Source organism: Klebsiella africana (assembly GCF_020526085.1).
In the GTDB taxonomy this organism is placed as follows: domain Bacteria; phylum Pseudomonadota; class Gammaproteobacteria; order Enterobacterales; family Enterobacteriaceae; genus Klebsiella; species Klebsiella africana.
The window spans coordinates 4,801,286-4,820,039 of sequence record NZ_CP084874.1 but is presented as its reverse complement, the minus strand read 5'-3'; the positions used below and the strand labels follow the sequence as shown (position 1 = coordinate 4,820,039).

Below are 18,754 nucleotides of genomic sequence, written 5' to 3'. Positions count from 1 at the left end.
GATGACCAAAGGATGAAGAGTTGATGCCAGGCGGATGACAGGGCGGCCGGGCCGCCCTGGGGCGTCAGCCTTGTTTGACCACGTTGATCATCCAGGGGACGCCAAAGCGGTCGACGACTTTGCCGAAGCCATGGGCCCAGAACGTTTCCTGCCAGGCCATCTCAATGCGCCCGCCGACGGCCAGCGCGTCGAACCAGCGCTGGCCTTCAGCGACATCGCTGGGATCGAGGACGAGGGTGAAGCCGGCGTAATGCACATCGGGCCCGAGAGCGCTGTCGCTCAGCATCAGCTCGCCATTGTTGATGCGCAGGCTGGCGTGGGCGATGGCATCATCTGCTATCTTCTGGCCAGACGGACAGCCGTCTGACGCTTCCTGCGCCGAGGGCGGCATTTCGCCAAAGGTCATTTTAAACATCAGCTCTGCGCCCAGCGTCTGCTGGTAGAAGGCGATCGCCTCGGCGCAGTTGCCTGCAAAGGCAAGGTAGGGACTTAAGGACATGGTGAATACCTCCGTGACCGTAACCCGTAAAGCGTAGTCGCCCGGCAGGCGATTGAGCCAGACGGCAGAGCGAAAAGGGGCGCTGGAATATGGCGGCGGGCGACAGCGTAAATAGCGGTTACTGGCGAGGGAAATAACAGGATGCGCAGCGGGACGAACGGCTAGCAGGATATCGGGAGCGGCGACGGCGACGGGGAAAAATAATCGCGCCGCCACCCCGAAAATAAATCAGTTCTTTTTGACGAATTCCGATTTGAGCTTCATTGGGCCAAAACCGTCAATTTTGCAGTCAATATTGTGATCGCCTTCGACCAGACGGATATTCTTCACTTTGGTGCCGATTTTCAGCATCGAAGAGCTGCCTTTAACCTTCAGATCTTTCACAACAGTGACGCTGTCGCCATCGGCCAGTAAATTGCCATTGGCATCTTTCACGATCAGAACGTCGCTCTCTTCTGTCGCCTCAGCAGGGTTCCATTCATAGGCGCACTCCGGGCAGATATACATGCCGCTATCTTCATAAGTGTAAGTCGAATCGCATTTGGGGCAGTGTGGCAGTTGCATGACGTTCCTCGTGATGTCGTCGAAAAACAGGACGTTGGTCCTTTAAACAGCGGCTGAGAGCCGAAAGTGGGTGTGATTATAGCGCAATCACCCACTTTTGTCGGGTGTTTTTTTGCTGAAAATCACCTCTGGCGCTATTGCGTTGAAAACAGAATAACCGCGAAAATTAACCTCTCGTAGAGGCTAAAAATCGACGAAATAATTTCCGGGCGATCGCCAGAGAATGAACTTATTTATTTTCCGACACTCTGTAATGAGGCGGTAAATTTCTGTGAAGTTGATCGCAGATATAAACACTGTTAGGGTAAAAAAGGGGAGCAGGTCAATTTCATCAATTATCACGATGAGCCGCTCTATTTATTCACCAGTAGCCAGAGCAGGCGTCAACAGGTTCGGTTGTACATTCTGTCAGCAGACAGTGCAGGCAAACCTGCTACGCTTGAAATGAGGAGCACAGCAATTCACCGCTCCTGACGCACGATGCGAATGGCCTTGCCATTCGGCGAAGAGGCGTGCACTCAAGGCGGAGTAGCAGAGGAAAAATATGCTTAAAAGGAAAAAAATAAAGCCCATCACCCTTAAGGATGTGACCATCATCGATGATGGTAAACTGAAAAAGGCGATCACCGCGGCCTCCCTGGGCAACGCGATGGAGTGGTTCGATTTCGGCGTCTACGGCTTTGTGGCCTACGCCTTAGGTAAAGTCTTCTTCCCCGATGCCAACCCAAGCGTGCAGATGATTGCCGCACTGGGGACCTTCTCCGTACCATTTTTAATTCGTCCGTTAGGCGGCCTGTTCTTCGGGATGCTGGGCGATAAATATGGTCGGCAGAAAATTCTCGCGATAACCATCGTGATCATGTCGATAAGTACTTTCTGTATCGGCCTTATTCCGTCGTATGCCACGATAGGTATCTGGGCGCCGATCTTGCTGCTGCTGTGTAAAATGGCGCAAGGCTTCTCGGTCGGTGGTGAATATACCGGGGCGTCGATCTTCGTCGCGGAATACTCCCCTGACCGTAAACGCGGGTTTATGGGTAGCTGGCTGGACTTTGGCTCCATCGCCGGATTTGTGATGGGGGCCGGCGTGGTGGTTCTCATCTCCAGCGTGGTGGGTGAACAGAACTTCCTCGACTGGGGTTGGCGTATCCCGTTCTTCCTGGCGCTACCGTTAGGCATCATTGGTCTCTATCTGCGCCATGCGCTGGAAGAGACGCCAGCGTTCCAGCAGCATGTTGACACCATGGAGCAGGGCGACCGTGAAGGACTGCAGGACGGGCCGAAGGTCTCTTTTAAAGAGATTGCCACCAAACACTGGCGTAGCCTGCTGACCTGTATCGGTCTGGTGATTTCCACCAACGTGACCTACTACATGCTGCTGACCTACATGCCGAGCTATCTGTCACATAACCTGCACTACTCGGAAGATCATGGGGTGCTGATCATCATCGCTATCATGGTCGGGATGCTGTTTGTACAGCCGGTTATCGGTATGCTTAGCGACCGTTTCGGCCGTCGCCCGTTTATCCTGATTGGTAGCGTAGCGCTGTTTGCCCTGTCGATCCCGGCCTTCATTATGATCAACAGCAACGTGACTAGCCTGATCTTCGCCGGTCTGCTGCTGCTGGCGGTGGTGCTGAACTGCTTTATCGGGGTGATGGCTTCCTCGCTGCCGGCGATGTTCCCGACGCACATCCGCTTCAGCGCCCTGGCCAGCGCCTTTAACATCTCGGTGCTGATTGCTGGTCTGACGCCAACCCTGGCGGCGTGGCTGGTGGAGACCACCCAGAACCTGATGATGCCGGCATACTACCTGATGGTTATCGCGGTGGTGGGTATGGCGACAGGCCTGTCGATGAAAGAGACGGCTAACCGTCCGCTGAAAGGGGCGACCCCGGCGGCGTCGGATATTCAGGAAGCGAAAGAAATCCTTGGCGAGCACTACGATAATATCGAGCAAAAAATCGAAGATATCGATCAGGAGATCGCCGATCTTCAGGCAAAACGGTCGCGTCTGGTGCAGCAGCATCCGCGTATCAACGACTAACTGTTTTCACTGCTAATCATGCCGCCTGGGGAAACCCCGGCGGCATTTTTTATGCCTCCGGCAAGGCCAGGCCGTGACGTCGCTGCTGGCTGAGTTTACGGTACTGCTGCGGCGGCATGCCCACGTAGCGGGTAAAGGTGCTGTAGAAGCGGCTGCTGGAGCGAAAACCGGCGGTAAGGGCAATATCGAGGATGGTCTTGTCGGTATCGCTCAGCAGCGCCCGCACATGATTGATACGCATGGCGGTAATGTACTGCTTCATGGTCTGCTGCATCACCCGCTGAAAAATCCCCATCGCGTAATTTGGGTTGAGCTTCACGTGCTCGGCAACGGCATTGACGGTCAGCGCCTGGTCATAGTGGGCGGCGATAAACTCCAGCATCTGGCTGACATAAAACTGCGCATGGCGCGAGACGCTGTTCTTGTGGGTGCGTGAGGTTTTATTGACCAGAATCGGCTGCCAGCCGGCGAGGCTCAGCCGCTTCAGCATCAGGGCAATTTCATCGATCGCCAGCTGACGAATCTGTTCATTCTCGTGACTCAGCTCCTGCTGCCAGCGGCGCACTTCGAAGGCACTCAACTGCTGCGCAGCGAGGGATTTAATCACCATCCCATGGGTGACGTGGTTGATAAGCTCCCGGTCCAGCGGCCATGAGAGAAACAGATGCATCGGCAGGTTGAATATCGCCATCTGCTGGCAATCGCCGGGACGGGTCAGCTGATGCGGCGTACAGGCCCAGAACAGAGTGATATAGCCTTTCTCAATACGCACCACTTCGTTATTAATCAAATACTCCACGTCGCCATCGAACGGCACGTTGACCTCCACCTGGCCGTGCCAGTGGCTGGTGGGCATGGCGTGCGGCGGGCGCAGCTCGATATCCATACGCTGATACTCGGAGTAGAGCGCCAGCGGGCTACGGCTCTGCTTTTCGTCGCTGCTGCACATAAAGGGATCGGGGGGCAGGGAAGTAAAGCGGTGTTCCATCATTAACGTATTCCTGGATTATCAGAGTGGCTGCATTTTTCGCCAGAACTGACGACAGCTTAGCGGAAGAATCGGCCCATTTTCTCTCCTTTTTGCTCAATCTGTTCCCGGAATCTCAGATTTTGTGGCGCTTAATGGCCGATCTGAGTTTTCGGGAATGCTCCGGCGGGAACAGGGCAGCGCAGCGGGGAGCGGCGTGCCACTCTGCAAGTGTTCAATGACCTGATGGAGAGTGCGTGATGTCTGCCCCAAAAATTACTTTTATCGGCGCCGGTTCGACGGTGTTCGTCAAAAATATTCTCGGTGATGTTTTCCAGCGCCCGGCGCTGAAATCGGCGCATATCGCGCTGATGGATATTGATGAAACCCGGCTGGAAGAGTCCCATATCGTGGTGCGCAAGCTGATGGATTCGGTGGGAGCCAACGGCGAAATCAGCTGCCACCGCGACCGGAAAACCGCCCTGCAGGGCGCCAATTTTGTCGTCGTCGCTTTTCAGATTGGCGGCTATGAGCCCTGCACTGTCACCGATTTTGCAGTCTGTAAGCGCCACGGCCTGGAGCAAACCATCGCCGATACGCTGGGGCCGGGGGGCATTATGCGCGCCCTGCGCACTATTCCCCATCTGTGGGCTATCTGCGACGACATGACCGAGGTCTGCCCGGACGCCACCCTGCTTAACTACGTCAACCCGATGGCGATGAACACCTGGGCAATGTACGCCCGCTACCCGCATATTAAGCAGGTTGGCCTGTGCCATTCGGTACAGGGGACAGCGGAAGAGCTGGCGCGCGACCTCGATCTCGATCCGGCGGATTTACGCTACCGCTGCGCGGGAATTAACCATATGGCGTTCTATCTCTCGCTGGAGAAAAAGCTCGCGGACGGCAGCTACGTCAGTCTCTATCCCGACCTGCTGCAGGCCTACGCCGAGGGACGGGCGCCGAAACCGAACCTGCACGGCAACCCGCGCTGCGAAAACATTGTTCGCTATGAAATGTTCAAAAAACTGGGCTACTTCGTCACCGAGTCCTCGGAGCATTTCGCGGAATACACGCCATGGTTTATCAAGCCGGGCCGTGATGACCTTATCGCGCGCTATAAAGTGCCGCTGGATGAATACCCTAAACGCTGTGTCGAGCAACTGGCCAACTGGCATCAGGAGCTGGAGAGCTATAAGCGCGGGGAGCGCATTGAGGTGAAACCATCCCGCGAATATGCCAGCACCATCATGAACGCCATCTGGACCGGCGAGTCAAGCGTGGTGTACGGCAACGTGCGCAACGATAATCTTATCGACAATTTGCCACAGGGCTGCTGTGTGGAAGTGGCTTGCCTGGTGGACGCCAACGGTATTCAGCCGACCAAAGTGGGCGCGCTGCCAGCGCATCTGGCGGCGCTGATGCAGACCAATATCAACGTGCAGACGCTGCTCACGGAGGCGATCCTCACCGAAAATCGCGATTACGTCTATTACGCCACAATGATGGATCCGCACACCGCCGCGGTGTTGGGGATCGACGAGATCTACGCGCTGGTGGACGATCTGATCGCCAGCCACGGCGACTGGCTGCCGGCCTGGCTACACCGTTAATCCTCTCATGCCGCCGGGGGCAATGAACCCGGCGGTGCCTGTCACGCTCTATCAAACGCTGAAGGAGGCGCTGGCGACAGCGACCTGTACCCTATGAGTATTTCAATGACAACAAAGCTCAGCTACGGATTTGGTGCCTTTGGTAAAGATTTCGCTATCGGTATCGTCTACATGTACCTGATGTATTACTACACCGATATTGTCGGGTTATCGGTTGGAGTGGTTGGCACCTTGTTCCTGGTGGCAAGGATCCTCGATGCGATAGCCGATCCGATTATGGGATGGATCGTTAACTGTACGCGATCGCGATGGGGGAAGTTCAAACCGTGGATCCTGATCGGCACGATAACCAACTCGGTGGTGCTGTATATGCTGTTCAGCGCCCACCACTTCAGCGGCGGGGCGCTGCTGGCGTGGGTGTGGCTGACTTACCTGCTGTGGGGCTTCACCTACACCATCATGGATGTGCCGTTCTGGTCGCTGGTGCCGACCATTACCCTCGATAAACGCGAACGCGAGCAGCTGGTACCGTATCCGCGTTTTTTCGCCAGCCTTGCTGGGTTTGTTACGGCCGGCGTCACGCTGCCGTTTGTCAGCGCCGTCGGCGGCGCCGATCGCGGTTTCGGTTTCCAGATGTTCACCCTGGTGCTGATTGCCTTCTTCGTGGTTTCCACCCTCGTTACCTTGCGCAATGTCCATGAGGTTTATTCCTCGGATAGCGGCGTAAGCGAGGATGCCAGCCATCTTTCACTGCGCCAGATGGTGGCGCTGATCTATAAAAACGATCAGCTGGCCTGCCTGTTAGGCATGGCGCTGGCCTATAACACGGCGGCGAACATTATCGCTGGCTTTGCGATTTACTACTTTACCTACGTCATTGGCAGCGCGGAGATGTTCCCGTATTACATGTCCTACGCGGGGGCGGCGAATTTGCTGACGCTGATCCTGTTCCCACGACTGGTGAAAGGGCTATCGCGGCGCATTCTGTGGGCGGGAGCATCGATCATGCCGGTGCTGGGTTGCGGGGTACTGTTGCTGATGGCGCTGAGCGGCGTTTACAACATTGTGCTGATTTCGCTGGCCGGGGTGCTGTTGAACATTGGAACCGCGCTGTTCTGGGTGCTACAGGTCATTATGGTGGCCGATACCGTCGACTACGGCGAATATACGATGAATATCCGCTGCGAAAGCATCGCCTACTCGGTACAGACGCTGGTGGTGAAAGCGGGCTCGGCGTTTGCGGCCTGGTTTATCGCTATCGTGCTCGGTATCATTGGCTACGTGCCGAATGTTGTGCAGTCGTCCCACACGTTGCTGGGGATGCAGGCGATTATGATTGCGCTGCCGACGCTCTTTTTTGCCCTGACGCTGTTTCTCTATTTCCGTTATTACAAACTGAATGGCGATATGCTGCGACGTATTCAGATTCACCTGCTGGATAAATATCGCCGGGTACCAGAAAATGTGGCTGAGCCGGAACGGCCCAGTGTGTTACCCAACCAGGTGTAAAAAGTGTTAGAAAACCGCTGACGAAAGAGGGGAGGGATGCTCTCTTTTGGTACAAAAAACCGTGTCCAAAACAGACAGAAAGAGAGAAACTTTAGTTCTCTATTTTGTCTCAGTAATTTCTCTTTCCAGGTGCGTTGGATTATTTGTTTCTCCATTTGTTCTCCAATAAAACTCAGAATTGTCTCTTTTTCATGCTATTGCGCTACTTTTTAACTCTTGCTACTCTTTTTGGGTCTTATGTTTTCTCTTATTTGTCTCAGTGATGGAGCAATGCGATGCGCATTTTTATCGATGATGGTTCAACCAATATCAAAATGCTGTGGGAGCAAGATGGCGAAACTTTCACCCATATCAGCCCCAACAGTTTTAAACGCGGCTGGTCTGCCACCTTCGGTTCCGGGAAGCCATTTAACTACACCGTGGATGATGAAAAGTACTCATTCGACCTGATCACTCCCGATGCGCTCCCCACCAATAACATTGACTGGCAGTACAGCCCGTTGAACTCCATCGCTGTCCATCACGCGCTGCTGACCAGCGGTCTTGAGCCACAGGATGTTGAAATTGTGGTCACCCTGCCGCTGACCGAATTTTATGATGAAGATGCGCAATATCGCCTCGACAATATTGAGCGCAAGAAAAAGAGCCTGCTGCGCGACGTTAAACTGAATAAAGGCGTGGTGTTCAATATCACTAAAGTTACCGTGCGCCCGGAATCGATTCCGGCGGGTATTAGCCTGTGCGATGAACTGAAGCCTTCCCATTCGGTGCTGATTATCGACCTTGGCGGCACCACGCTTGATATTTCAATGGTCGCCGGGCAGATGACCTCGGTTTCGCGCATTTACGGCGACCCGAAGCTGGGCGTATCGCTGGTGACCGACGCCGTTAAGCTGGCGCTGGCCCGGGCGAATACCGACACCTCCAGCTATAACGTTGACCAGATTATTATCAATCGTCATGACGAAGAGTACCTGACCGACAACATCAACGATCCGGATGCGGTTTCTGAGGTGAAGAAGGTGATCAATAACAGTATCGAACGTCTGACCACGCGTGTCCTGACGGCCATCGATAGCTTTAAAGGCTATTCGCACGCCATCGTGATTGGCGGCGGCGCGCCGCTGGTTGCCGATGCGATTCGTGAACGTATGGGTCTGCGCGAGGACCGTTTCGTGGTGGCTGAAGAGCCGCAGTTTGCCCTGGTGCGTGGTCTGAAAATTATTGGCTAAGGAGCGTCTATGACTCTGGATCGCAGAAAAGTGCTGATTTACCTGCGCCCGGATATCAGCGCCAGCGAGCGCTTCGCGGACGCAAAAATTGAGGCCCATCACCGTGGCGACCGCGGCGATATGTCGCGTACCGCGCTGCTGGCGGGGCTGGCGTTAGGGGAAGTCGATAGCCGCTTGCCGTCAATGCTGGCGGCGCTGCTGGCGGAAGATACTAAACCGGAAACGCTGCGTAAGATGCTGGCCTCGTTCCTTGAGATCCAGCCGGCCTCTTCCGCCCCGGCAGCCGCGCCAGTGACCGCCCCGGCTAAGGCGCCGGAGCCGCCCGCGCCGGTGGGCGAGAGCGTTTCGGCGCGCAACCTCGCCGGTTCGTTACCGGATTAAGCGCTATTCCCGGTTTGCGCTATCCGGGAAACTCCCCGGCTTGCGCTGCGCTTAGCCGGGCTACTTTTTGCACTGTCCGGTAGCCCGGGTAAGGCGGAACGCCGCGACCCGGGAAATTCCCCGGCTTGCGCTGTGCTTAGTTTGTAGGCCGGGTAAGGCGTAGCCGCCACCCGGCATACAGGCGGCTCCATGGCTGTGGCCATGCCCGGCGGTGCTACGCTTGCGCGGGCCTACGGATCCATTTCAATGGTGGGCCCAGTGCCGTTTGTAGGCCGGATAAGGCGTAGCCGCCATCCGGCATACAGGCGGCTGCCTGGCTGTGGCCATGCCCGGCGGCGCTACGCTTGCGCGGGCCTACGGATCCAATGCAATGGTGGGCCCAGTGCCGTTTGTATGCCGGGTAAGGCGTAGCCGCCATCCGGCACGAAGGCGGAACGCTGCCACCCGGGATGTTGCCCCTATCCGTGGGCGAGGAAGCGCGCCAGGCGCTGCTGCAGCAGGCGATTTTCGCGGGTCAGCCGCGCGTTCTCATCCAGCAGGGTCAGCGCCACCGCAATCCCCGGCCAGTCCAGCTCCAGCTCGTTACGCAGGCGTACCGCGCGATGGACAATCGTCACCGCGCTGTCGTCGAACAGCCAGGTGTCCGCCTGCGGCTGGTGTGGTTCAATCATCCCTAAGCCGACGATCTCCGTCAGCTCCTCTTCCGACACCCCGGTACGCAGGCACAATTCGGTAATGGTAAACGTCACTGTTACTGTAGCCATCAGGCTTTCCCCCATGTCTTACGCGGATCGAAGCTGGCTTCGGCGGCGGCCAATTGTTGCCAGAGCTCACGCGCTTTTTCATCTGGTTTTGGCGGCATGACAATTTTGATGACGGCGAACAAATCGCCAGTGTGGGCTTTGCTCACCAGCCCTTTGCCCTTGATGCGCAGGCGCTGTCCAGCCTGACTGCCCGGCGGCACCGTTAGCAGAATGCTCTCTTTCAGGGTGGGCACCGTCACTTTCGCGCCCAGCGCGGCCTCCCATGGCGACAGCGGCAGGACGATCTCCAGGTTATGGCCGACGATGTCGAACAGCGGATGCGGGGCAATGTGGATCACCAGCCACAGATCGCCGTTCGGACCGCCGTTTTCCCCCGGCGTCCCCTGGCCTTTCAGGCGGATACGCTGACCATCGACTACCCCGGCGGGGATCTTCACATTCAGCGTTTTCGGCGTTTCACTTTCGATCATGCCAAACACGTTGTACACCGGCAGGTTATAGCTGATGGTGCGAGTTTGCTCGGCCAGCGTCTCTTCAAGGAACACCGCCACTTCGATCTCCAGATCGTGGCCGCGCGCCGCGTGTTGACGACGGCGCTGATGCGCCTGCTGGCCAAACATGGAGGAGAAGATGTCGTCGAAATCTTGCTGACTGTAGCTCTGCTCGTGGGTCTGCTGCTGGCGACCGAAGCCGGGATCGTTGCGATGTTGCCAGAGCTGATCGTATTCGGCGCGCCGTTGCTCATCTTTCAGGACTTCCCAGGCTTCGGCGAGATCCTTGAATTTGGCTTCGGCATCGCTTTCTTTACTGACGTCGGGGTGATATTTGCGCGCCAGGCGGCGGTAGGCGGTCTTGATGGTTTTAAGATCGTCGGTTGGTTGCACCCCGAGAATGGCATAATAATCCTTCAATTCCATGATTTTATCTCATCTATGCTCAGTGCGGTGGTTACATATTCCCTGGAACAGGCGTCAGTATAAAGCGTAGGGCAAATGCGCCCTGAAGGGGAAGAAAAGTGGCGGAAACTTGACGCCGTCGGGGTCGACGGCGCCGTGGATACGATTAGTCTTTCGCCTGCGGCCGTGGACGGCGGCGCCATCCGGTGAATAGCACCAGCAGCGCGCCGATGGCGCCGGTCAGTCGTGCAATGCCCTCGCCAGCGCTGGGAAACAGCTGGCGAATGGTAGGGTCGCTGACCAGCATTGACCCGGCAATCCAGCCGATGAGCATCCCGCCCAGCAGCACCACCGTGGGAAAGCGGGTGAGCAGAACCAGCACCAGCTTGCTGCCGGCGACGATAACCGGAATGCTGATCGCCACGCCGAGGGCGACCAACGCAATGTGCCCTTTTCCCGCAGCAGCTACCGCCAGCACGTTATCCAGCGACATAATCACATCGGCAACGGTGATGGTGATCGCGGTGCGCCACAGGCTGCCAGAGCTGCTAACCTCGCTCTCTTCTTCCTCATTGCTGACCAGCTTGATGCCAATCCACAGCAGGAGCAGCGCGCCGACTATTTTCAGCCACGGCAGCGACAGAAGATACAGAGCGATCGCCAGCAGCAGAACGCGCGCCAGGATGGCGCCCACGGTACCGATGATAATCGCTTTGGTACGTTTCTGCGGCGGCAGTTTGCGGCAGGCCATGGCGATCACCACGGCATTGTCGCCACCCAGCAGTAAGTCGATGGCGACAATCTGCAGCATAATTACCGCCATGTCCCATTGTTGAAGAAATGCATACATATCGAGAGAAACCACCTGAAAAAAGAGCTAGAAAAACCGCTGCGCAGGGTACTCCGCCTGGGCCGCGTTGACCACTGGCGCAGACCTGCGCCGTCGCGCGGGAAAGAGAGAGCCTGAAAAATAAAGTTACGAATCAAGGCGCCGTTGGGCAAGGCTTCGGCGAAAAAGGGTGATATTTTGTCATCCAGACTCACCTGCCGTTCACTTATCGCAAGGATCCCCACTATGTCTGGCCACAAGAACTATCTCTCTGTCGCCCTGCTAAGCGCTGTCTTACTGCCAGCGATGGCCTCTGCCGCTGACGCGCCGGCGACCTTTACCCCGGAACAGGAGGCGCAAATCGGCAAAATCGCCGCCGACTATCTGGTCGCCCACCCGGAAGTCCTCCTGCAGGCGAGCCAGAAACTGCAGCAAATTCAGGCTGAGCAGCAGGCCAGCGCGGCCACTCAGGCGGTGCTGAAGAACGCCGCCGTGCTGACCCAGGATAAAAATACCCCGACCTACGGCCCGGCCAACGGCAAAGTCACGGTGATCGAGTTCTTCGACTACCAGTGCGTGTACTGTAGCCGTCTGGCGCCGGTGATGGAGCAGGTGATTAAAGCGCACCCGCAGACCCGCTTCGCCTTTAAAGAGTGGCCGATTTTTGGCGGCCGCTGGGAAAGCTCGCTGGAGGCAGCGAAAACCGGCCTGCAGATCTATCAGCAGAAAGGGGCGGATGCCTATCTGGCCTACCATAACGGGATTTACGCTACCGGCCATAACGAAGGCAAGCTGACGATGGCGGATATCCAGCAGCAGGCGAAGAAAGCCGGCTTTGATGCGAAGAAGGCCGCCGACGTCGAACCGGTGCTGCAGAGCATTAACGATCTGGCGCAGGAGATTGGCCTCAGCGGCACGCCGGGCGTGATCGTGATGCCGACCACTGGCGCTACGGAAGCCAGCATCACCGTCTTCCCGGGGCTGGCAGACAAAGCCTCGCTGGAAGCCGCCATCAAAAAAGCCGGCGGCTGATCCCCGGCGTCGTTACCCATACAGGCCGCCGACGGCGGCCTTGCTCTCATGCGTCATCGCTCTCTTCCTGCGGCGACGGTAACGCGTGGCTTTTTAAATCAATAATCTGCCCGATTTGATCGTGGTAAACGGTGAGCAAATTATAGCGGCTCATTTCCGAGATAATTTGCGGCGCGACGTTAAAGCTGCTCGCCAGCTCATCGTCGCGCAGAGCGAGCACCGCGGTATGACGCCGGGTACGGGCGCGGCGCCGGTTGTAGTGGTACCAGAGGATCAACAGCCAGCCGTTCAGCGCGGCAATCAGCAGATACACCAGCGCCGTATTCAGGGAGTCCATCAGCGATTCCCAGCGCGGGGAGGGCGGCGCGATAAACTGCATCAGCAAATTGGCGTACAGAAAGAACAGAAAACCGAGCCAGGCCAGCAGCGTTAAAACGGCGTCGACCAGCCGGGGCAGCACCCGATGTTCGGTTAAGATGAGCGTATTTTCATTCATCACAGGCTTCCTTTTCCCCGGTCCGGACTCACCCAGCGCGCGCGGGAACGTTGACGTTTCACCATCACTTTCGGAAAAGCGACCAGCGTGGTCAGCAGGCCGATCATCCAGTAGACCATCGGGAACCAGATCACCCAGAACAGCGATTTGGCGACCTTTTTCTCATAGCGCCGCTCGATATACAGGCTGACGACGAACTGCAGCAGGCACATCAGGCCGAGCAGCATGCCGGTGAATTCCGGTGGAAACAGGCTATGCACCGCCAGATTGTCAGGCAGCGGCATCAGGCGGCTGAGGATAAACAGCAGAATGGTGATCGCGTAGGCAAAGGCCCACAGCGTGGAGCAGGCATACTCCAGAAACAGCGGCCACATCCGGTGATGCTGCCAGTGAAACAGGCGGCGCAGATTGACCAGAAAGACTTCGGCGCCGCCCTGGGCCCAGCGCAGACGCTGCTTCCATAACCCTTTGAGGGTCTCCGGCATCAGGATCCAGCACAGCGCCCGCGGCTCGAAAAAGATGTCCCAGTGGCGGAGCTGAAGCTTCCAGCTGATATCAATATCTTCGGTGATCATATCCGGGCTCCAGTAGCCGACGTCCGCCAGCGCCTGGCGCCGGAAGGCGGCAATCACGCCGGAGACGGTAAAGACCCGGCCATAGATCCGCTGCGTCCGCTTGATAAGCCCAATGATCGACGAAAATTCTCCCACCTGAATGCGACCGATCAGTGTGGATCGGGTGCGGATCCGCGGATTGCCGGTGACCGCCCCGACGTGCGGATAGTGGATCAGCGGCGCGACCAGCCAGGCCGCGGTATCCCGGTCCAGCAGGGCGTCGCCATCGATACAGACCAGCAGATCGCCGCGGGCGGCGGCGGCGCCTGCTTTGAGTGCCACCGCTTTTCCCTGATTGGCGGCCAGGTGGATCACCCGCAGCCTCGGCTCCTCCTGCGCCAGCTGCTGAAGCACCTGGGCGGTGTTGTCCGAAGAGCCGTCGTTAATCGCGATCACTTCGAGATTGGCGTAACGCTGGGCCAGCGCTGCGCTGATGGTTTCCCGGGCGTTTTTCTCCTCGTTGAAGCAAGGGATCAGGATCGAAATCAGCGGATTGCCCGGCAGCGTCGGCGGCGGGGTATCCTCCCCCCACGGCCAGTGACGTTCCAGCTGAAACCAGAAGTACAGACCCCCGGTGATCCACAGTACCGACATAAACAGCGGCCAGAAAAAGACAAAATCGAGGATAAGCTCGCCGGTAAATACCGCTGCGACACCTAACGGCAGCCCGAATACGAGGCATAAAATGCACAATGCGATAATGCGATCAGTCATGGTCAGGGTACCACCAGGAAGAAAATTGCGGCCTGATACGAGAGATATCAGGCTGGTTGTTAATAAAATCGTCAGGGTAGTAGCCGTAGTTTTTGACGCCGTTCAGCCGCAGCAAACGCATCCAGTCCGCCAGCTGCTGGTCGGGAATGGCGTTTTGCTGGCGTCGATTCCAGTCTCTCGCCTGCAGTTCAAAGATGGTTTTCTTCAGTGCGCCCGGGTGGCGGGCGACGGCCTGAATCAGCCGCGTCAGCCAGGCCTGGCTGGCGTCAATCGGCACGGACTCCATCAGCGGCATCGCCATGGGGACCGTCCAGTCATAGGCTGCAAGGAAGTCATCCAGATTCTGCGCAAACCAGGCTTCGCTTTGCGGCTCCAGGATCGGCAGGGCGAAGAGATTACGCGCCGTTTTCACCTGTGGGCCGCGGATGGCCTGCACCGCCTGGCGTAGATCCAGAGTGAAGCGGGTCAGGGTTTGGCTTTTGAAACGCATCCATGCCTGGCGCTCTTGCGGACGTTGGGGCACCGGGTCGGCATCGTGCGCCATACCCGTCTGCCGCCAGGCGGCGAGCGCCTCCGGGCTCACGTCTTCAAAATCGGTCAGCACGGCGTCGTCGTGAAACAGAATCCCGCTGAAGCTGGCGTGTCGGGCCAGATCTTCGTAGATGTCGGTGATCTGCTGGCGAACCCGGGGATCCCAGGGCGACAGGCGGACGTACGGCTGGCGGGCAACTAATGCCTTCCCGGTTTGCGGATCCCAGCGCTGAACGCGCGGCAGATCGGACGAGAGATCGAAGGCCAGCACCGGCATCCAGGCATAAACCTTCACTCCGCCGCGGGTCTGTAACTGCCAGGAGACGAAGTTAAACAGGTCAGCGCGCATCGGCAGCCAGCGGTTGGGGAAATAGAGCGACTTGACCGTGCCGTCGCCCTGCGGGTCGGAAAAGGCCTGCAGGAAGACATGACTGATTTTCATGTCATAGACGCGCTGTACCAGCTTATCGATATTCTTTGCCTGCTGGACGGGATTGGGATCATAGACATAGTCCAAATCCACATGCATCACCCGAACAGAATCGGCTTCCTGAATCTGGGTCACGGCGTTGGCAAAGGCCTTGATCGACGGATTCCCGGCGATCAGCAGGCGCGGAATATTGTCCAGATCATGAACGTTGCCCAGGCCGTCGTTCAGCGTAAATGCCAACTGATAGCCCTGTTGTTTCGCGATGGACAGGGTCGTGCCGCTGGCGGCGCCGTAGGGCCACACCCAGGCGCGCGGCGCTTTCCCTGCAACCTCGTGGATTTTCGCCGTCACTTTCTGCACGTCATCGGTCATCCGCTGGATAAACTGCGCGTCGCTTTCATAGCGGCCGGTGGTTTTATCCCAGCCGCGGTTGGCGGCGGCAGGCTCGCGGCTGCCCTGCGGATTGGCCGGCAGACCGTAGTGCGAGGCCCAGGTGTGAGCGCCGATCTCCACCAACGGTGAGCGGCTGAGCTCGCGCACCATCTCCCAGGTAGCGAAGCGCTCGCGCGGCGTCATCAAGCCGCCAAAATTCACGGGCTGGCCAGCGGGAGTGTCCACCCAACTGCCCACCGGCGCCCACAGCGCCGGGACGTTCCAGGCCTTAAGCAGCGGCCATACGCGGGTATAAAAACTGCTGTAACCATCGTCGAAACTGAGGAGAAAAGCCTTAGGTGGAAGAGATTTAACTCCTTGGTTCGCATCCAGAATGTCCTGGACGCTAATTGCATGGTAGCCATGATGCAGCAGCCAGGCGATCTGCTCATTGAGCGCGCTGGTGCGCACCGAAAGATAACGCTGGTCGGCGGCATCGTCTTCGACGTCATGGTAGGCCAGCACCAGAAAGCGATCCGCCGGCCAGGGTTGATTGGCCTCCAGTTGGGGGCGCTGCTGCGGGGCGAGGAAGGGAACTTCCTCAGCACGCACGCTGAAGATAAGGCACAGCCAGACGAGAAGCATCAGGCCATTGCGCAGGGTCGTGTTCAGCATGGTCATCCTTAAAACCGTATATTTGCATCAAGAGTGATAGCGAGATTGTTTTCGCGTTTACCGTCGTAGGGGCGCTTATCCCAGTTCAGCATCACCCCGGTGTCGACGACGTTGTTCCAGCGCAGGCGCTGGCCGTACCCCAGTATCGTTATCGCCCCAGCGGCGTGATTTTTTTGCCAGTAGCCGCCGCCGCCGGCGAGTAACTGCTGGCTCCAGACGGTGTCATAGCGCTGATAAAGCGTATGATCGACGGCCAGCGCCGCGGTGGCGGCGAGGTCGCGCGCCGGACTGTAGTAGGCGGTGTCGGTGCGGCTATTGGCGCTGGCCGACAGACCGGGCTGCAGATCCAGCGTTAACCATGGCGTCTGCCAGAGGCGCTCTTTACCGGAAAGGGTGTACTCCTGACGACGGTTGTGGTCGGTAAAGCGGCTGGCGGCCGCGCTGATGCGGTACTCCCGGCGTTCGTTTTGATACCAGCGCAGCCAGCCTTCGCCGCGGTTAGCGCTGACGCCATTGCGTAACGCGCGCAGCGGCGTCTGCTGCGAAATTCGCTCCAGTTCGCCGCCCAGTTGCCAGCGATCGCTAACGTCGTGCGCGGCTGAAAGGCGGAGGCCGGGCTTGTTCTCGCCGTGAAAATTGACGCTGGAGAGCTCAAGCTCGCCCCAGTAGTCGCGCGGACGCCATTCAATACCGGCGAACAGCTGGCGACGGCTGCCTTTCCCCTCCTCAAAATTGCCTTCGGCAAAGCGGTGGCCGCCGAACAATCGCCAGCTGTCGGCTAGCGGCGGGCTGTAGATCGCCGTCTCAAAACTGAGGTCATGCGTGCCGCTCACCGGGTTGTCAGAATGCAGCCCTTTGCCGACGCTCAGCCGCAGCTCAGAGAGATGGTGGATCTCGCGCGCCTGGGCTAAGCGTTGGGTATTCAAATCCCGTGGCGATCGGGCGACGACATCGTCGGTCAGCAGATCCATTTGCCGCCACTCCTGCAGATCGAGGGCGACCCAGGCCTGCTGGCGCTCCAGCTGCAGGCTGGTGGGCTCCAGAGATTCCGCCGCTTTTAGCTGGCGTTCGGCTGCCCGTGGCAACCCTCTCTCCTGCAGAAGGGCGGCATAGTCTATCTGCAGGCCCTGGTTTCCAGGGGCTGTCTCTGCCAGGCGCTGCATCCGGGTTTCGGCCTGCGGCAGGGCGTTGGTGGCCGCTAAATAGTGCGCGTTAAGCGACTGTGCGGTAAGCCAGTCGTCGTTCGGCTGTGGCGTTGGCGAGCCGTAGAGACGACGGATGTAGGGCGCATTCCGGGTGAGGCGGGCGACATACCGTTGCGCAGCCGGATACTGACCGGTGTCCAGCAGCGCGTAGAACAGCTCGTGTTCCTCATTCTGTTGGCTTGTCAGCCACGAAGGATGTTGTTGAATGAGCGTCAGCGCAGGCTCAATCTGTTTAAGGGCGATATAAGAGGAGATGACCCAGCCGATGGCCCAGCCGGGCACGGCCTGCTGCTGCGCGATCAGGCTTTGGTATTCGCGGATGACCTGCGCGTACTCGGCGCTGGCGTACAGCGCGCCCAGACGGTCAATGCGCGCCCGGATGATGTCGGACGCAGCCTGCGGGTCGGTGTGCCAGGCGGCAATCATCGCGTCATACTGCGTGAGCGCCGTGCGGGCCAGCGCGTAACGCGCGTCTTCTTCACGGGAAGGCGTATCGGCAAGGCGCACCAGTTCGGCGGCGGCGTTCAACTGCAGATTGCGCTTTTCCGCAGGCGTCAGTTCGACGCTATCCGCCAGGCCGAGAGCGGGGGTATCAATCCGGTTGCGGGTTAGGGTCGCCATCAGGCTGGCCAGCGCGGCTTTGTTTTGCGGCTCACGATCTAGGAGCTGCGTGTCCACCAACAATTGGTCCCAGCTCTTGCCCAGCCGCAGGTAGACATAAGAGAGTGTCTGCAGGTGCGCAACGCTTGCCTGCTCGGCCACCAGGCGACGCGCTTCGCTAAGCGCCTCGCCGTCCCTACGAGCATCGGCCAACGTTTTGATATAGCCGATACGATAGTCGTCACTGTCAGGGGCCTGGCTGAGAGCCTGCTGCCAGAGGGTGAGCGAGGCTTGCCATTGTTTCTGGTTGCGCAGGGCCTGCGCCGCGGCGGCGGTCCCCCGTGCGGGAATCGGCATATAGATCTGGTAGCGTCGCCAGACTTTCACCACTTCATCGTCCTGACCGGCCCAGAGAGCTACCTGCAGCCAGTCCGCCACCTGAGAAGGGGCTAAGGCATGCCGCAGCTGGTACTGCTGAAGGTAACTGAGAAAGGGGCCGTACTGGCCTTCACGTGCTTGCAGGATCTGCTGGTCATAGCGCGAATCCGCTCCTTGAACCAACGCAGGAAGGAGCAAAAGCAAGCCGATTGACAGCGAGAGTTTCGTGTTGCGATTAAACAATAACGTATTTGAATAAGGTGATCTTTCCATTTCTATTTGCCATATGTTCATCAAGAATCCATTGCACAACACGACCGTCCTTTGACGGTGAGTTAAAGGATGAGGATGGTCCCATTTAGCTGACTGGCACTGCCGGTGAATGACTTATTGCAAGCTATTAAAC

General features: G+C 58.0%; 17 protein-coding genes and 1 pseudogene. 8 read left to right on the top strand and 10 right to left on the bottom strand.

From position 1 onward, the window contains the following. Positions 1 to 64: 64 nt before the first annotated feature. Complete coding sequence (gene yjdN / locus LGL98_RS23170; protein WP_136029830.1) at positions 65 to 499, bottom strand: VOC family metalloprotein YjdN; 435 nt, start codon at positions 497 to 499, stop codon at positions 65 to 67. 228 nt (positions 500 to 727) lie between these two features. After that, positions 728 to 1,063 carry a zinc ribbon domain-containing protein YjdM gene (locus tag LGL98_RS23165; protein ID WP_136029832.1) on the bottom strand — a complete coding sequence of 112 codons (336 nt, stop codon included), beginning with the start codon at positions 1,061 to 1,063 and terminating at the stop codon, positions 728 to 730. 544 nt (positions 1,064 to 1,607) lie between these two features. Between LGL98_RS23165 and proP the strand changes: the two genes are divergently transcribed. Beyond that, the gene (proP, locus tag LGL98_RS23160; RefSeq protein WP_002885227.1) at positions 1,608 to 3,110 is read left to right on the top strand and encodes a glycine betaine/L-proline transporter ProP; all 1,503 of its coding nucleotides are present in this window, start codon (positions 1,608 to 1,610) and stop codon (positions 3,108 to 3,110) included. A 49-nt stretch (positions 3,111 to 3,159) separates the two neighbouring features. Here the strand turns inward: proP and melR are convergent, their stop codons facing one another. Continuing rightward, on the bottom strand, positions 3,160 to 4,098 hold the full coding sequence (melR, locus tag LGL98_RS23155; protein WP_109232939.1) for a transcriptional regulator MelR: 939 nt from the start codon (positions 4,096 to 4,098) through the stop codon (positions 3,160 to 3,162). A 239-nt stretch (positions 4,099 to 4,337) separates the two neighbouring features. Here melR and LGL98_RS23150 point away from each other — a divergent pair, with 239 nt between their 5' ends. The 5 genes and pseudogenes from LGL98_RS23150 to LGL98_RS23130 all read left to right on the top strand — a co-directional run bounded on the left by LGL98_RS23150 (position 4,338) and on the right by LGL98_RS23130 (position 8,812). Then, positions 4,338 to 5,690 carry an alpha-glucosidase/alpha-galactosidase gene (locus tag LGL98_RS23150; protein ID WP_136029839.1) on the top strand — a complete coding sequence of 451 codons (1,353 nt, stop codon included), beginning with the start codon at positions 4,338 to 4,340 and terminating at the stop codon, positions 5,688 to 5,690. Between the two features lie 93 nt (positions 5,691 to 5,783). Then, complete coding sequence (melB, locus tag LGL98_RS23145; protein WP_168435203.1) at positions 5,784 to 7,199, top strand: melibiose:sodium transporter MelB; 1,416 nt, start codon at positions 5,784 to 5,786, stop codon at positions 7,197 to 7,199. A 17-nt stretch (positions 7,200 to 7,216) separates the two neighbouring features. Beyond that, a pseudogene (locus tag LGL98_RS23140) lies at positions 7,217 to 7,325 on the top strand (hypothetical protein); the annotation flags it as partial. Positions 7,326 to 7,474: 149 nt separating this feature from the next. Next, positions 7,475 to 8,431 (top strand): plasmid segregation protein ParM domain-containing protein, encoded by a 957-nt coding sequence (gene parM, locus LGL98_RS23135; RefSeq protein WP_004146678.1) that lies wholly within the window; start codon positions 7,475 to 7,477, stop codon positions 8,429 to 8,431. Between the two features lie 9 nt (positions 8,432 to 8,440). Further along, positions 8,441 to 8,812 (top strand): plasmid partitioning/stability family protein, encoded by a 372-nt coding sequence (locus LGL98_RS23130; protein ID WP_136029842.1) that lies wholly within the window; start codon positions 8,441 to 8,443, stop codon positions 8,810 to 8,812. A 458-nt stretch (positions 8,813 to 9,270) separates the two neighbouring features. Here LGL98_RS23130 and cbpM read toward each other — a convergent pair whose 3' ends face one another. Then, on the bottom strand, positions 9,271 to 9,576 hold the full coding sequence (gene cbpM, locus LGL98_RS23125; protein ID WP_002885324.1) for a chaperone modulator CbpM: 306 nt from the start codon (positions 9,574 to 9,576) through the stop codon (positions 9,271 to 9,273). After that, positions 9,576 to 10,493: a curved DNA-binding protein gene (cbpA, locus tag LGL98_RS23120; protein ID WP_136029843.1), complete on the bottom strand. Its 918-nt coding sequence runs from the start codon at positions 10,491 to 10,493 to the stop codon at positions 9,576 to 9,578. Before cbpA ends, cbpM begins: the two co-directional genes overlap by 1 nt. A gap of 75 nt (positions 10,494 to 10,568) precedes the next feature. Here cbpA and LGL98_RS23115 point away from each other — a divergent pair, with 75 nt between their 5' ends. Then, the gene (locus tag LGL98_RS23115) at positions 10,569 to 10,682 is read left to right on the top strand and encodes a hypothetical protein (RefSeq protein WP_168435205.1); all 114 of its coding nucleotides are present in this window, start codon (positions 10,569 to 10,571) and stop codon (positions 10,680 to 10,682) included. Here the strand turns inward: LGL98_RS23115 and LGL98_RS23110 are convergent. Further along, positions 10,639 to 11,322 (bottom strand): TerC family protein, encoded by a 684-nt coding sequence (locus LGL98_RS23110; RefSeq protein ID WP_136029845.1) that lies wholly within the window; start codon positions 11,320 to 11,322, stop codon positions 10,639 to 10,641. The genes LGL98_RS23115 and LGL98_RS23110 overlap by 44 nt on opposite strands. Before the next feature lie 225 nt (positions 11,323 to 11,547). On the opposite strand from LGL98_RS23110, the gene LGL98_RS23105 reads away from it, so the two are divergent. Beyond that, positions 11,548 to 12,333, top strand: coding sequence for a DsbA family protein (locus tag LGL98_RS23105; protein ID WP_136029849.1), 786 nt, complete (start codon positions 11,548 to 11,550; stop codon positions 12,331 to 12,333). A gap of 46 nt (positions 12,334 to 12,379) precedes the next feature. On the opposite strand, the gene pgaD is transcribed toward LGL98_RS23105, so the two are convergent. From pgaD to pgaA, 4 genes are read right to left on the bottom strand one after another with little or no spacing between them, the layout of a single operon-like run. After that, on the bottom strand, positions 12,380 to 12,829 hold the full coding sequence (gene pgaD, locus LGL98_RS23100) for a poly-beta-1,6-N-acetyl-D-glucosamine biosynthesis protein PgaD (protein WP_136029851.1): 450 nt from the start codon (positions 12,827 to 12,829) through the stop codon (positions 12,380 to 12,382). Next, positions 12,829 to 14,157, bottom strand: coding sequence for a poly-beta-1,6-N-acetyl-D-glucosamine synthase (gene pgaC, locus LGL98_RS23095; RefSeq protein WP_136029853.1), 1,329 nt, complete (start codon positions 14,155 to 14,157; stop codon positions 12,829 to 12,831). The genes pgaD and pgaC overlap by 1 nt, the downstream gene beginning before the upstream one ends. Further along, complete coding sequence (gene pgaB / locus LGL98_RS23090; RefSeq protein ID WP_136029855.1) at positions 14,150 to 16,165, bottom strand: poly-beta-1,6-N-acetyl-D-glucosamine N-deacetylase PgaB; 2,016 nt, start codon at positions 16,163 to 16,165, stop codon at positions 14,150 to 14,152. The genes pgaC and pgaB overlap by 8 nt, the downstream gene beginning before the upstream one ends. Before the next feature lie 8 nt (positions 16,166 to 16,173). Beyond that, positions 16,174 to 18,621, bottom strand: coding sequence for a poly-beta-1,6 N-acetyl-D-glucosamine export porin PgaA (pgaA, locus tag LGL98_RS23085; protein WP_168435213.1), 2,448 nt, complete (start codon positions 18,619 to 18,621; stop codon positions 16,174 to 16,176). Positions 18,622 to 18,754: the final 133 nt, after the last annotated feature.